Genomic DNA, 14,276 nt, shown 5'->3' with positions numbered 1-14,276 from the left:
CGCTTCCCCGTGCCATGGCGGCGGCGCATCCGAAGCGCTGTGTGCGGCCGAACCACCCCACGACGTCCCCCTGCCTACGAGAGGAAACGGGATGCTCTCCAGCGGAGCCAACGACGTCTCCGACGGGACCCGGCAGCCGCCGCTCACGCCCGCCGGCGCCCGCCCGGGGCCGTTCGCCCCGCACCCGGCGGCCGTGGACGCCGACGTGTCCGCCGCCGTCCGGCGCTGCCTGGAGCAGATCATCGGCGAGCGCCTCGCCCACTGCCGGACGCTCGACCCCGTCTTCGGCGACGACCTGGCCGCCCGGCTCGCCGCTTTCACCCTGCACGGTGGCAAGCGGGTCCGCCCCCAACTGTTGTGGTGGTCCTTCCGCGCCGGCGGGGGAGAGGCCCGGCACACCGCGGCTGTGCTGCGGATCGCGGCGGCCCTGGAACTTCTGCAGACGTGCGCACTGGTGCAGGACGACGTGATGGACGGCTCCCCCCTGCGCCGCGGCCGCGCCGCGCTGCACACCGACGTCGCTCACCAGTACCCCGAGGCCGGCCCGGACTTCGCGAAGGCCGCGGCGGTCCTCGTCGGCGACCTGGCCCTGGCGTGGGCGGACGACGTCGTCGCCGGTACGACCCTGCCGGCGCCGGTGGCCGACGCCGTACGGGAGATCTGGCGGGTCATGCGCACCGAGATGGTCGCCGGGCAGTACCTCGACCTGCACGGCCAGGTGACCGGGACGCCCTCCGCGGCCCGCGCCGTACGGATCGCCTGTCTGAAGAGCGGGCTGTACTCGGTCGAGCGGCCGATGGTCCTCGGCGCCGCGCTCGCCGGGGCCGACGCGCGGACCACGGAGATCCTGTCGGCGGCCGGACGCTGCGCGGGCGTCGCCTTCCAGCTCCGTGACGACCTGCACGGAGTGTTCGGAGCTCCCCGTGCCACCGGCAAGCCCTCGGGCGACGACATCCGGCAGGGCAAGCCGACCCACCTGGTCGCCGTGGCCCGGGCCAGGGCCGGGACCGACGGCGACACCGAGGCGCTGGCCGTGCTGGACGACTGTGTGGGTGCCGGTCGGCTGACCGAGGACCGGCTCGCCGAGGTGCGGCAGGTGCTGGAACGCACCGGAGCCCGCGAGGCGGTGGAACGCCGGGCGGAGCGGCTCGGCTTCCGTGGCCTGCGGCGGCTGGCGGAAGCCGCCCTGCCGGAGCCTGCCGCCGGGCGGCTGCGGGAGCTGCTGCGCGCGGCGGCCGGCTGCGGGCCCGGCCCCCGCACCAGAGCGGTGGACGACGGGGGCGCACCGCTGGGCGCCGGAAAGGGGCGGCGATGAGGACGGTGCGCGGCCGGACGGACCACGTCGTGGTGGTGGGAGCGGGCCTTTCGGGCCTGTCGGCGGCCCTGCACCTGCTGGGTTCCGGCCGCCGGGTGACCGTCGTCGAACGCGACGCCCTCCCCGGTGGCCGAGCCGGACGACGCGACCTCGGCGGCTACCGCATCGACACCGGACCGACCGTCCTGACGATGCCGCAGCTGGCCGACGAGGCGTTCGCGGCGGTCGGCGAGCGCCTCGCCGACCGCGTCGACCTCGTCCCCCTCCACCCCGCCTACCGGGCCTGCTTCGCCGACGGAAGCACCCTGGACGTCCACACCGACGCCGCCGCGATGGAGGCGGAGGTCGAGCGGTTCGCCGGAGCCCGGGAAGCGGCCGGCTACCGGCGGCTGCGCCGCTGGCTCAACCAGCTGTACGCGGTTCAGATGCGCAGGTTCATCGACGCCAACTTCGACTCCCCGCTGGGCCTGCTGACGCCCGACCTGGCGCGGCTCGCCGCGCTGGGCGGTTTCGGCCGGCTGGACACACGCATCGCCCGGTTCCTGACCGACGAGCGCCTCCAGCGGGTGTTCTCCTTCCAGTCCCTGTACGCCGGTGTCGCACCGTCGCGCGCCCTGGCCGCGTACGCCGTCATCGCGTACATGGACACGGTGGCCGGCGTGTACTTCCCGCGCGGCGGCATGCACGCCCTGCCTCGTGCCCTGGCCGCCGCCGCTGCCGACGCCGGTGCCGAACTGCGCTTCGGCCAGGAGGTCACGCGCCTGGAGCGGCGGGGCGACCGGGTCACGGCGGTGCGCACCGAGCAGGAGCGCATCGCGTGCGACGCGGTCGTCCTCACTCCCGACCTCCCCGTCGCCCACCGGCTGCTGGGCCGTGGCCCGCGTCGCCCGGTCCGCCTGCGCTACGCGCCGTCGGCCGTCGTCCTGCACGTCGGCACCACCCGCACCTGGTCACACCTCGCCCACCACACGCTGTCCTTCGGCTCCGCGTGGCGGCGCACCTTCGAGGAACTGACCAGGACGGGCAGCCTGATGACCGACCCGTCCCTGCTGATCACCCGCCCCACCGCCGACGACTCCGGCCTGGCGCCCCCGGGACGGCACCTGCACTACGTCCTGGCCCCCTGCCCCAACACCGAGGTCGGGATGCCGGCCGCGGCCTGGGAAGTGCTCGCCCCCCGCTACCGGGACAGCCTCCTGGCCACCCTGGAGCGCCGGGGAATGACCGGTATCGCCTCCGCCGTCGAAGAGGAGTGCCTGGTGACACCCGCCGACTGGACCGCGCAGGGCCATGCCGCCGGCACGCCCTTCTCAGCCGCCCACACCTTCGCCCAGACCGGCCCGTTCCGCCCTCGCAACCTCGTGCGCGGCGTCGACAACGTCGTCCTGGCGGGCTGCGGCACCACCCCCGGCGTCGGCGTACCGACCGTGCTGATCTCCGGCAGGCTCGCCGCGGCACGGATCACCGGATCCACGTCCCCGCGCCGCCCGCCACAGCGCCCCGCGGCCCCGCGGGGGGCGGAGCGATGAGCCGGCGCGAACTGGACGCCGCCGGCATCACCGACCCGGCCCTGCGTGCCGCTTACGAGCGGTGCCGACGGCTCAACGCCCGCCACGGCCGCACCTACTTCCTGGCCACCCGGCTGCTGCCCGCGGCGCGCAGACCCGCCGTGCACGCGCTGTACGGCTTTGCCCGGTGGGCCGACGACATCGTCGACGACCTGGGCGGACCTGCCACACCCGCGCAGCGCGCGGCAGCTCTGGACCGGCTCGAGGCACAGCTGCGGCAAGCACTCGACGGGGCCCCGCCGGCCGGTGAACCGGTCGTCCTCGCCGTCGCCGACACCGCCTCCCGCCACGCCATCGCCCCGGCCCACTTCACCGACTTCATGGCGTCGATGCGCAGCGACCTCACCGTCGGCGCGTACGCCACCTACGACGACCTGTACGCGTACATGCACGGTTCCGCCGCGGTCATCGGACTGCAGATGCTGCCCGTGCTCGGCACCGTCGTGCCCCGGGACGAGGCGGCGCCGCACGCGGCCGCGCTGGGGGTTGCGTTCCAGCTCACCAACTTCTTGCGCGACGTCGGTGAGGACCTGGACCGCGGCCGGGTCTACCTGCCCGAGGACCTGCTCGCCGCGCACGGTGTCGACCGGGACCTGCTGCGCTGGAGCAGGAGCACCGGGCGCCGGGACCGGCGCATCACGGCCGCTGTGCGGGCCGGGGAGGACATGACCCGGGCCGTCTACCGGCAGGCCGCGCCGGGCCTCGCCATGCTGGACCCGGTGGCGCGGCCCTGCATCAGGACCGCCTACGTGCTCTACGGGAGCATCCTCGACGCCATCGCCGACGACGGGTACGCGGTGCTGCACCGGCGCGCGGTGGTCTCCCGGCGCCGGCGCGCGGTGGTCGCCGCCGACGGACTCACCCGGGTCGCCGCCGCCCGGCTCGCCGCCCGCCGCAAGAGCGGGCCGGCCCCCGTCACCGTGACCAGGTCCTGCCCGATCCCCGTCGAGGAGAGCGGATGACCCCCGGCCCGAGCCCGCGCAGGGCTCGTTATCCGCTGAGTCTGCGCCGCCGCCCGGTGCGCTGGGATCGCCAGTCGCCCACGTGGCGGCACGCCCGGCCCGCCGTCATCGCGGGAGCGCTCAAGCGCGCCCTGGCCCGCCCGTCGGGCAACTGGTTCGTGGTGGGCGCGACCGGGGACGTCCCGCCCACCCGCCCGCTGCCGGTCACCGTCGCGGGCACGGAGGTCGTCGTCTGGCGCGACGCGCGCGGGCGCCTGGTGGGCGGCCCCGGCCGGTGTCCCCACCTGGGCGCCCCGCTGGCGGACAGCCCGGTGCGCTGCGGCACCCTGGTCTGCCACTGGCACGGTCTGTCCCTCGACGGATCGGCGTACGCCGGCTGGGAGCCGCTGCCCGTCCACGACGACGGCGTGCTGGTGTGGGTGAGGCTGGACGCGGTCGGCCGTGAGGAGCCGACGCCCGCTCCGGTGGTGCCGGTCAGGCCCGCGCTCCCGCAGTCCCTCTACGCGGTCTGGACGGGCGTCGGGACCTGTGAGCCGAGGGACGTCGTCGCCAACCGCCTCGACCCCTGGCACGGCGCGTGGTTCCACCCGTACTCGTTCGTCGACCTCACCGTCGTCCGGGCCCCCGGCAACGGGACGGAAGACGACACCTTCGTCGTAGACGTCTCCTTCCGCCTGGCCCGGCGGATCGTGGTGCCGGTGCGGGCGGAGTTCACCGCTCCCGAGCCGCGCACGGTGCTCATGCGCATCACCGACGGTGAGGGAGCCGGGTCCGTCGTGGAGACCCATGCCACCCCCCTCGGCCCGGACGAATTGGGCCGGCCCCGCACCGCCGTCGTGGAAGCCGTCTTGGCCACCTCCGAGCGGCCCGGCTTCGCCCTCGCCCGCGTCCTGGCCCCGGCCCTGCGCCCCCTGCTGCGCACGGCGGCAGGCCGCCTCTGGCGCGACGATCTCGCCTACGCCGAGCGGCTTTGCGACCTGCGGGAAAGCGACCGGTGACCCGGCTGACCCCGGGCGTGCCGGTACTCCCCGAACGCCACATCATCAGTGCGTCCTCGCAGGCGAACCAGCGCGCGAATCGTGCAAGGCGGTCAGGGCCATCGTCGGGCACCCGCTCGGCGGCCACCGCTCCCGGTGACGCGGTGGCACACGGTGCGGCGAGGAGCAACCGGTCGATCTCGGCGCGGTCGGCCGACAGCGAGAACGGGTGGGCAACCGGCCGAGAACGAACCTGCCCATGTTTCGGTCAACCGCCGACGCCGGGCCACCTCCATGCGTGAGTACCGAACCACCAAGCGACAACACTCACGAAGACCAGAACGAAGAGGACCACAAACAGAACACAGCCGCACCCGCCAAGCAGGACCTGTGCCCACAGACCTCGGCCGTCGAGGTGTGGTCCGCGTGACGGTGCTTCCGCGTTCGAACCACGCTGTGACGAAAGACGTGGGTGCCGCATGCCTTCATCGTCCGTTCCCGGCCCGCTTGCTGCACCTCCGAACGGCGCTGCCCCCTGAACGCCACCGACTTCCTCACCGGCCGGTACGCCAACGACGCGGCCGACCGCCACACCATCGACGGGGAAGAGATCTGAACCTGCGGGACCGCACCACGCGTACCCGTACGCCGCGCGCCACCGTTTCGCGCGATCCTGGCAGCCACAGCGGACGCCAAAGGCAAAGGAACTCTCCCCTTGCCCTTCTCCGCACATAGCGCGCCGGGCCGGATACCGGGTCTGGATGCTCATGTGCGCAGACAGGCCCGGCGCCTCCGGTGACGGACTGCGCCGGGCCCTTCGTCTGTCCTGGCCGGTCGCTACGGTCGCTGTCACCGCCTGGTCCCCTCGATCGGGGTCGGCTCACTGCTGTGGCCGGCGACGGGCGTGAGCGGCAAGGTTGCCAACCGCGTACGGAACTACCAGCCGCGCTCGCGCCACTCCGAGAGGTGGGGCCGTTCCGTGCCGATGGTCGTGTCGTTGCCGTGGCCGGGGTAGACCCAGGTCTCGTCGGGCAGGACGTCGAACAGCTTGGCCTCGAGGCCGTCCATCAGGGAGTTGAACTCTGCGGGCTGTGTTGTCCGGCCAGGGCCGCCCGGGAAGAGGCAGTCGCCGGTGAAGACGTGCGGGTGCCCGTGCGGGTCGTCGTAGACCAGCGCGATGGACCCCGGCGTGTGCCCGACGAGATGGCGTGCGGTGAGTTCCACCTGCCCGACCCGGATGGTGTCGCCGTCGTCGACGAGGACGTCCGTGGGCACGGGGATGCCGGGGGCGTCGTCCCGGCCGGCGTGGGTGCGCGCGCCGGTGGCGGCGACGACCCGGGCGAGCGCCTGCCAGTGGTCACCGTGCTGGTGGGTGGTGACGACGGACGCGATGCCGTCGTCACCGATCATGCCGAGGAGCGTGTCCGCCTCGTTGGCGGCGTCGATCAGCAGCTGCTCGTCCGTGGCCCGGCAGCGCAGCAGGTAGGCGTTGTTGTCCATCGGGCCGACCGCGATCTTGGTGATCATCAGGTCCTTGAGCTCGTGCACGTCCGCCGGCCCGCCGACCGTCACCTCTCCGCTGTACGTCATGACGATCAGCCTATAGCGGGTGAGCGGCCGGCGGACGGTCGCCGCCCTACAGCGGGGGCAGCGCCGGCAGCGGCCCGCCCCGCACCTCGAGGGCGGCTCCGTCGCGGCGCCCGGCCAGCCAGCCCAGCAGGTCCTCCGGGCTGCCCTCGACCGTGACCTCCGCCTCGGATGCCTGCCGTCCCGTGCGCCACGCGCGCGTGCCGTCCGTCAGACGTGTCGCGGGCACCCGGGGATGCCCCGAGAAGCGCTCCACGAGGAACTCGGTCTCCCGCTCGACGAACTCGGCCGGAAGATCCTCCAGCTCGTACCCGATCCCGAGGTCCACGTGGTGCAGTTCGACCTCCCCCCAGCGCCGGAACGGCACCCGCGCGGCGGAGTCGGTGACCCCGTTGCGCAGCTCCACCGTGCGCGACCAGTCCGCGGGCGCGGCCGCCGTCCCGTGGAAACGGGCCGCGCTCTCGCGCAGGTCGGCCAGCTGGACGTCGAGGGGGCGCTTGGCGTCCCGCTCGATGTCGGCCTCCCGGGCCTCGGCGCTGTCGTACATGGGGCGCCCCTGGAGGACGTTCACGAGGGCGTCGGCGTTTCGGGCGAGGTGGGCGAGGAGGTGCAGCCGGTTCCAGCCGGGCAGCCGTGACGGCTCGGCGACGGACGCGTTGTCCAGTCGGGCGGCTGCGCTGAGGAGCCGTTCGGTCGCGTCACGTACACATGCCAGGTCATGGGCGTGATCAATCATGGTGCTGACCCTAGTCCGCCGACACCTTCGGGTGAAGCCGGTGAAGGCCGCCCGGTAATCGAATGCGCGTGCTATATCGTCGGGGGTGGCGTCGGGCATGCTGGATGGGCGGGGATTGTTATGCATCCGGGAATCCGACCGGCGTTGTCAGTGGCTCCCCCTAGTCTGAAGAAGCACGGGGGCCCCGCCCCTGTCACTTCTCTCAAGAAAGGTGCGGACCGGCGTGGCCGACCGTCTCATCGTCCGTGGCGCGCGCGAGCACAACCTCAAGAATGTCTCGCTCGACCTGCCACGCGACTCGCTCATCGTCTTCACGGGCCTGTCGGGGTCGGGCAAGTCCTCGCTGGCCTTCGACACCATCTTCGCCGAGGGGCAGCGCCGTTACGTGGAGTCGCTCTCCTCGTACGCCCGGCAGTTCCTCGGCCAGATGGACAAGCCGGACGTCGACTTCATCGAAGGCCTCTCGCCGGCGGTCTCCATCGACCAGAAGTCGACCTCGCGCAACCCGCGCTCCACGGTCGGCACGATCACCGAGGTCTACGACTACCTGCGGCTGCTCTTCGCGCGCATCGGCAAGCCGCACTGCCCCGAATGCGGCCGCCCGATCTCGCGCCAGTCGCCGCAGGCCATCGTCGACAGGGTGCTGGAGCTGCCGGAGGGGAGCCGCTTCCAGGTGCTCTCGCCGCTGGTGCGTGAGCGCAAGGGCGAGTTCGTCGACCTCTTCGCCGATCTGCAGACCAAGGGCTACAGCCGCGCGCGCGTGGACGGCGAGACCGTCCAGCTCTCCGACCCGCCCACCCTGAAGAAGCAGGAGAAGCACACCATCGAGGTGGTCATCGACCGCCTCACGGTGAAGGACTCGGCCAAGCGGCGCCTCACCGACTCCGTGGAGACCGCCCTCGGCCTCTCCGGCGGCATGGTCGTGCTCGACTTCGTCGACCTCCCCGAGGACGACCCCGAGCGCGAGCGCATGTACTCGGAGCACCTGTACTGCCCGTACGACGACCTGTCCTTCGAGGAGCTGGAGCCGCGCTCCTTCTCCTTCAACTCGCCCTTCGGCGCCTGCCCCGAGTGCACCGGCATCGGCACGCGCATGGAGGTCGACCCGGAACTGATCGTTCCGGACGAGGACAAGTCCCTCGACGAGGGCGCCATCCACCCCTGGTCCCACGGCCACACCAAGGACTACTTCGGCCGGCTGATCGGCGCCCTCGCGGACGCGCTGGGCTTCCGGACGGACATCCCCTTCGCGGGCCTGCCGCAGCGCGCCAGGAAGGCCCTGCTGTACGGCCACAAGACGCAGATCGAGGTCCGCTACCGCAACCGGTACGGACGCGAGCGCGTGTACACCACGCCCTTCGAAGGGGCCGTGCCCTTCGTGAAGCGCCGGCACGGCGAGGCCGAGAGCGACGCCAGCCGCGAGCGCTTCGAGGGCTACATGCGCGAGGTGCCCTGCCCCACCTGTGACGGCACGCGCCTGAAGCCCATCGTCCTCGCGGTCACGATCATGGGGAAGTCGATCGCCGAGGTCTCCGCGATGTCGATCAGCGACTGCGCCGACTTCCTGGGTGAGCTGAAGCTGGACGCCCGCGACAAGAAGATCGCCGAGCGGGTGCTCAAGGAGGTCAACGAGCGGCTCCGGTTCCTGGTCGACGTCGGCCTCGACTACCTCTCGCTCAACCGGGCGGCCGGCACGCTCTCCGGCGGCGAGGCCCAGCGCATCCGCCTGGCCACCCAGATCGGCTCCGGCCTCGTCGGCGTCCTCTACGTCCTCGACGAGCCGTCCATCGGCCTCCACCAGCGCGACAACCACCGGCTGATCGAGACCCTGGTCCGGCTGCGGGACATGGGCAACACGCTCATCGTCGTCGAGCACGACGAGGACACCATCAAGGTCGCCGACTGGGTCGTCGACATCGGCCCGGGCGCCGGCGAGCACGGCGGCAAGGTCGTGCACAGCGGCTCCCTGAAGGAGCTGCTCGCCAACGCCGAGTCGCAGACCGGTCAGTACCTGTCCGGCAGGAAGGCGATCCCGCTGCCCGCCGTCCGGCGCCCGCGCGACCTGTCCCGGCAGCTCACGGTGCACGGGGCCCGCGAGAACAACCTGCAGGACATCGACGTGTCCTTCCCGCTGGGCGTGTTCACGGCGGTCACGGGTGTCTCCGGCTCCGGCAAGTCCACGCTGGTCAACGACATCCTCTACACGCACCTGGCCCGCGAGCTGAACGGCGCCCGCAATGTGCCCGGCCGGCACACGCGCGTGGACGGCGACGACCTCGTCGACAAGGTCGTGCACGTCGACCAGTCGCCCATCGGCCGCACCCCGCGCTCCAACCCGGCGACGTACACGGGTGTCTTCGACCACGTCCGCAAGCTGTTCGCCGAGACCACCGAGGCGAAGGTCCGCGGCTACCTGCCCGGCCGCTTCTCCTTCAACGTCAAGGGAGGCCGCTGCGAGAACTGCGCGGGCGACGGCACGATCAAGATCGAGATGAACTTCCTCCCGGACGTCTACGTCCCGTGCGAGGTCTGCCACGGTGCCCGGTACAACCGGGAGACCCTGGAGGTCCACTACAAGGGCAAGTCCATCGCCGACGTGCTGAACATGCCGATCGAGGAGGCCACGGACTTCTTCGAGGCCGTACCCGCGATCGCGCGCCACCTCAACACGCTGAAGGACGTCGGCCTCGGCTACGTCAGGCTCGGCCAGTCCGCGACCACCCTGTCCGGCGGCGAGGCACAGCGGGTCAAGCTCGCCAGCGAGCTGCAGCGCCGCTCCACCGGACGGACGGTCTACGTCCTGGACGAGCCGACCACCGGTCTGCATTTCGAGGACATCAGCAAGCTGCTGAAGGTCCTCTCCGGCCTGGTGGAGAAGGGCAACACGGTCATCGTCATCGAGCACAACCTCGATGTGATCAAGACCGCCGACTGGATCGTCGACATGGGTCCGGAGGGCGGGGCCGGCGGTGGTCTCGTCGTCGCGGAGGGCACACCCGAGGAGGTCGCCGGGGTACCGGCCAGCCACACGGGCAAGTTCCTGCGCGAGATCCTGCGGCCGGAATCGATCAGCGACGCCACACCGTCGGCCAAGGCCAGGGCCACGGCGAAGGCGACGGCCGGGAAGACGGTCGCCGCCGGGTCGACGGCGAAGAAGACCGCGACGGCGAGGACGGCGAAGGCCGTCAACAACACGGCGGCGAAGAAGGCCGCGGCCGCCACGACGAAGGCGGCACCCGCGAAGAAGACGACGCGGGCACGCAAGGCCTGAGAGCGGCGGCCGGGACACCCGGCAGCAGGGAGCGGCGCCCCACGGAACCTCCCGTGGGGCGCCGCCCGTTCCGTCCTCAGGCACCCCGGCCGGTCACCGTCCCGCCAGCTCGGCGGCGTACGGCGGCTCCGCCCCGGCTCGGGAACAGGTGAGGGCGGCCGCCCGCGCCGCGAACCGCAGCAGCCGCGTCCAGGCGTCCGCCCCCAGAGCGGCGAGTGCCTCACCGGAGAGCGCGTCCTGAGCGGACAGGCCGTGCAGCAGGGCCGCGTTCACCGTGTCCCCGGCGCCGATGGTGTCCACGACGTCGACCTTCTCACCGGGCACGGAGTACTCGGCGCCGTCCCGGGTGAAGGCGGTCAGGCCGTCGCCGCCCCGGGTGACCACCACGGCGGAGGGCCCGGCGGCCAGCCACTCGCGCGGGCTTCCGCCCAGCCACCGGGCGTCCTCCTCGGAGAGTTTCAGCAGCGTGATCGAGGGCAGCCAGTTCTCGAAGCGCGCCCGGTAGGCGTCCGGGTCGGGGATCAGACCTGCCCTGATGTTGGGATCGAGCGCGGTGAACAGCCCCTGCCGGGCGGCGGCCCGCATCAGCTCCTCGTAGGCGCTCGCGCCCGGTTCAAGGACGAGGGAGCAGGTGCCGAAGGAGACGGCACGTGCGCCGGCCGGGAGTGCGGCGGGGGTGGTGAAGAGGCGGTCGGCGGTGCCGTCGACGTAGAAGGAGTAGGCGGCCGAGCCGTTCCGGTCGATGGTGGCGACCGCGAGGGTGGTCGGCTCCGCGCCGCGCTGCACGCCCGAGACGTCCACACCGGCCTGCCGCAACCCGTCGAGCAGGGCCTCGCCGAAGGCGTCGTGGGACGTGCGGGAGCAGAAGGAGGTGGGGGAGCCGAGGCGGCCGAGCGCCACGGCGGTGTTGTACGGGCCGCCGCCGAGCGCCGGCCGCAGTCCGGCGAGGGCGCCGGTGCCCTGGGGTACCAGGTCGATGAGTGCCTCACCGGCTACGACGATCACGAGGCGGATCCCTTCTCGAATTGTTTCTACGGCTCGGACGGCTCGGACGGCTCGGACGGCTCGGATGGCTCGGGTTGCCGGGCCTGCTGAGTCTGCCGGGACCGCTGGGCCTGCTGGGCCTGTGGGGACTGCTGCCCGGGTTCGTCCGGGCAGCCGCACGACGTCCGGTGGACGAAGGCGCAGGGCAGCCGGAGGGTCCGGACCGGGCGGTCCGGCGCGGCCAGGCGGTCGAGGAGCACCCGTACGGCCAGGGCGCCGATCTCCCGGCTGGGCTGGGCGACGGCGGTGAGCCGGGGGGAGAACAGGTCGGCCCAGGCGAAGTCGTCGAAGCAGCACAGGGCGATGTCGTCGGGCACCGCAAGGCCGCGTTCCCGCAGGGCGCGCAGGGCACCGAGGGTCATCGCGTTGTTGGCGGTGATCAGCGCGGTGGGCGCGGCGGTGCGGGACAGAAGATCGGTGGTGGCCCGGGCGGCCCCGGCCGACTCGGAGTTGCCGGACACCACGAGACGTTCGTCGGGGGCCAGCCCGGCGGCGGCGAGGCCGTCGCGGTAGCCGGTGATCCGCTCACTGGTGGTGCTGAGCCCGGGCAGGCCCGCGACCAGGCCGATCCGGCGGTGCCCCAGCCCGGCGAGATGGGCGACGAGCCGGGCCGTCGGCTCGGCGTTCTCGGCGCAGACCTGGTCGAAGAGCGGCTCGCGGCCCGTCTCGTCGGCGCCCCGCCCCTGCGGCACGCGATCCAGGAACACCGTCGGAACGGCATGCCGGGCGAGGTAGGCGAGGAGGGCGCGCGGGTTCGCCGAGGGGGCGACGATCATGCCGTCCACTCGGCGTTCGTGGAGAAGCCGGACGACCTTGTGCTCGTGCTCGGGGTCGTCGTGCGGGTCGGCGATGAGCAGGCTGTAGCCCTCCTCCAGGGCGGCCGCCTCGACGCCCTGGAGGATCTCCGTGAAGTAGGGGTTGCTGATCGCGGACACCGCGAGCCCGATGGAGCGGGTGCGGGAGGTCACCAGGGAACGGGCGAGGGTGTTGGGCGTGTAGCCGAGTTCGTCGATGGCGTCGAGGACCGCCTGGCGGGTGTGCGGCAGCACCGGCCGGGTCCCGTTGAGCACGTGGGAGACGGTCGCCACGGAGACTCCGGCGCTGCGGGCGACGTCGGCCATGGTGGGCATCGCGTTCCCCTCCCGGGCGGTGTCAGGACCGGTCTCGGCACCGGATCGGCGGGCCTTCCGACCGGCAAGTTATCCCATCCGGCGCGTGACGTAAACGCTTGCGCAATCGTTTACGCCCAGCAGTCGGCGAGAAAAGCAGCCTCGCGCGCCTCGCCGGCCCCGGCCGCACCCTGCGACCACTTGCCCAGGTATCGTCGCCCCGCCCCGCCCCGCCCCGCCCCTGTCCGTGTCCCGCCCCCGTACCCGACCTGTGGAGTCCCAGATGCCCGGCCGACCGTCCGCGAGCCGCCGTTCCGTTCTGCGAGGAGCCGCCGCCACCCCGCTCGCCGGGCTGGGCCTCACCGCCTGTTCCGTGCCGGGGGCCGGCGGATCGGTGGCGGCGACCCCGACCGCACCGGTCGAGCTGGGGGCCGACAGCGAGGTCGCGAAGGGGAGCGCCAAGCTGTACCGGGACCACGACGTGGTCGTCGGCCGGGACGCCCACGGCACCCTCAAGGCGTACAGCACGGTGTGCACGCACGCCGGGTGCCCCATCGACAGGCTTCAGGGGACGACCCTGATCTGCCCCTGCCACGGGAGCGAGTTCGACGCGCTGACCGGCAAGGTGGTGCGGGCGCCGGCCACCGAGCCGTTGAACGCGCTGCCGGTCAGGACCGCGAACGGAAAGATCGTCGCGGGGCCCGGGGCCTGATCCGCGGCTGCCCGGGGGAGCCCGTGGTCACTCCCAGTCCCAGCCGATGCCCACGATGCCCGGCCGTACCCGGGGCTCGACCAGGTGGACGCAGCGGTGCAGCCCGCTGAGCGGCAGCTGCTGCCGGCCACTGCGCGGGGCGGCCGGGGAGTGCTGGGTGAAGCGGTGGCAGCGCACCGGCAGCACCGCCGCGTCGAAGCGCACCTGCAGGGCGTACTGGCCGCCCGCGAAGCCGAACCCGCGGACGTACTCGCGGGAGGGGCCGGCGGTGCCGTCCTCGACGCCGTACCGGAAGAGGAAGGTCTCGCCGGTGCGCAGCCGGGTGTCGAAGAGCAGCTCGGCCACCAGGACGCCGGTTTCCTCGTCCCAGCGGACCCGCCCGGTCCGGCAGTTCTCCAGGGCGCGCACCGTCATCCGCTGCGGGGCGGCGCCGGGGTCGCCGTGATGGACGGCGACGAAGCGGTCCACGCCGTCCCGGTGCGCCCGGACGATGTGGTGGGACTCGCGGCTCGCCAGCTCGCGGCGCCCCCCGATACGGACCCGTTCGTGGTGCCCCAGCGTGTGCAGCCCGCCGTCGAGGGACCAGCCCAGCTCGGCCTGGAGCCGCTCCAGGACGTCGGAGGCCTCGATCAGGGACCGGTAGGAGCGGGCGGCCGGGCGCCCCGTGACGGAGCGCTCGTCGGCCTCGGCGAGCAGCCGGATGAGGGACTCGTCCGGCAGCTGGAGGATCTCCTCCAGGGCCCGCACGGCGCGCAGGGACTCGGGACGCTGCGGACGCCGGGCGCCCTGCTGCCAGTAACTGAGGCTGGTGACACCCACCTTGACCCCGTGCCGTGACAGATGGTGCTGCACGCGCTGCAGCGGCAGCCCGCGCGCGGCGATCGCGGCGCGCAGCGCCACGTGGAAGGGGCCGCCCCGCAGGGCCGTGTCCAGTTCCGCGGTGGCGACGTCCGCGTGCTGTGTGGCGTGCCGCATGCAGAGGGGCCTTTCTGTGA

General features: G+C 73.0%; 12 protein-coding genes. 7 read left to right on the top strand and 5 right to left on the bottom strand.

Features of this window, described 5'->3' with window-relative positions:
• Positions 1–91 precede the first annotated feature (91 nt).
• The 5 genes from ACFYMM_RS04270 to ACFYMM_RS04250 all read left to right on the top strand — a co-directional run bounded on the left by ACFYMM_RS04270 (position 92) and on the right by ACFYMM_RS04250 (position 5,438).
• Positions 92–1,315, top strand: coding sequence for a polyprenyl synthetase family protein (locus ACFYMM_RS04270; protein ID WP_388383665.1), 1,224 nt, complete (start codon positions 92–94; stop codon positions 1,313–1,315).
• The gene (crtI, locus tag ACFYMM_RS04265; protein ID WP_388383663.1) at positions 1,312–2,844 is read left to right on the top strand and encodes a phytoene desaturase family protein; all 1,533 of its coding nucleotides are present in this window, start codon (positions 1,312–1,314) and stop codon (positions 2,842–2,844) included. The genes ACFYMM_RS04270 and crtI overlap by 4 nt, the downstream gene beginning before the upstream one ends.
• Positions 2,841–3,845, top strand: a complete 1,005-nt coding sequence (locus tag ACFYMM_RS04260) for a phytoene/squalene synthase family protein (RefSeq protein ID WP_388383661.1) — start codon at positions 2,841–2,843, stop codon at positions 3,843–3,845. Before crtI ends, ACFYMM_RS04260 begins: the two co-directional genes overlap by 4 nt.
• Complete coding sequence (locus tag ACFYMM_RS04255; protein ID WP_388383659.1) at positions 3,842–4,843, top strand: DUF5914 domain-containing protein; 1,002 nt, start codon at positions 3,842–3,844, stop codon at positions 4,841–4,843. The genes ACFYMM_RS04260 and ACFYMM_RS04255 overlap by 4 nt, the downstream gene beginning before the upstream one ends.
• Positions 4,844–5,294: 451 nt before the next feature.
• A complete protein-coding gene (locus ACFYMM_RS04250; protein WP_388383657.1) occupies positions 5,295–5,438 on the top strand; it encodes a hypothetical protein in 144 nt (47 codons plus the stop codon).
• A gap of 320 nt (positions 5,439–5,758) precedes the next feature.
• On the opposite strand, the gene ACFYMM_RS04245 is transcribed toward ACFYMM_RS04250, so the two are convergent.
• Positions 5,759–6,412: an MBL fold metallo-hydrolase gene (locus ACFYMM_RS04245; RefSeq protein ID WP_388383655.1), complete on the bottom strand. Its 654-nt coding sequence runs from the start codon at positions 6,410–6,412 to the stop codon at positions 5,759–5,761.
• Between the two features lie 46 nt (positions 6,413–6,458).
• Positions 6,459–7,145: a maleylpyruvate isomerase family mycothiol-dependent enzyme gene (locus tag ACFYMM_RS04240; RefSeq protein WP_388383653.1), complete on the bottom strand. Its 687-nt coding sequence runs from the start codon at positions 7,143–7,145 to the stop codon at positions 6,459–6,461.
• Positions 7,146–7,368: 223 nt separating this feature from the next.
• Here ACFYMM_RS04240 and uvrA point away from each other — a divergent pair, with 223 nt between their 5' ends.
• Positions 7,369–10,416, top strand: coding sequence for an excinuclease ABC subunit UvrA (gene uvrA / locus ACFYMM_RS04235; protein ID WP_388383651.1), 3,048 nt, complete (start codon positions 7,369–7,371; stop codon positions 10,414–10,416).
• Between the two features lie 93 nt (positions 10,417–10,509).
• Here the strand turns inward: uvrA and ACFYMM_RS04230 are convergent, their stop codons facing one another.
• Both ACFYMM_RS04230 and ACFYMM_RS04225 read right to left on the bottom strand, forming a co-directional pair.
• Complete coding sequence (locus ACFYMM_RS04230) at positions 10,510–11,421, bottom strand: carbohydrate kinase (RefSeq protein ID WP_388383649.1); 912 nt, start codon at positions 11,419–11,421, stop codon at positions 10,510–10,512.
• A gap of 26 nt (positions 11,422–11,447) precedes the next feature.
• Positions 11,448–12,590, bottom strand: a complete 1,143-nt coding sequence (locus tag ACFYMM_RS04225; RefSeq protein ID WP_388383646.1) for a LacI family DNA-binding transcriptional regulator — start codon at positions 12,588–12,590, stop codon at positions 11,448–11,450.
• A gap of 262 nt (positions 12,591–12,852) precedes the next feature.
• On the opposite strand from ACFYMM_RS04225, the gene ACFYMM_RS04220 reads away from it, so the two are divergent.
• On the top strand, positions 12,853–13,281 hold the full coding sequence (locus ACFYMM_RS04220; RefSeq protein WP_388383644.1) for a ubiquinol-cytochrome c reductase iron-sulfur subunit: 429 nt from the start codon (positions 12,853–12,855) through the stop codon (positions 13,279–13,281).
• A 27-nt stretch (positions 13,282–13,308) separates the two neighbouring features.
• On the opposite strand, the gene ACFYMM_RS04215 is transcribed toward ACFYMM_RS04220, so the two are convergent.
• Positions 13,309–14,256: a hypothetical protein gene (locus ACFYMM_RS04215; RefSeq protein WP_388383642.1), complete on the bottom strand. Its 948-nt coding sequence runs from the start codon at positions 14,254–14,256 to the stop codon at positions 13,309–13,311.
• Between the last annotated feature and the right edge of the window lie 20 nt (positions 14,257–14,276).

Origin of the sequence: Streptomyces sp. NPDC006739 (assembly GCF_042869815.1) — a bacterium.
GTDB lineage: Bacteria > Actinomycetota > Actinomycetes > Streptomycetales > Streptomycetaceae > Streptomyces.
The sequence above is the reverse complement of the archived record's forward strand: the minus strand, read 5'-3'. Positions and strand labels throughout refer to the sequence as shown.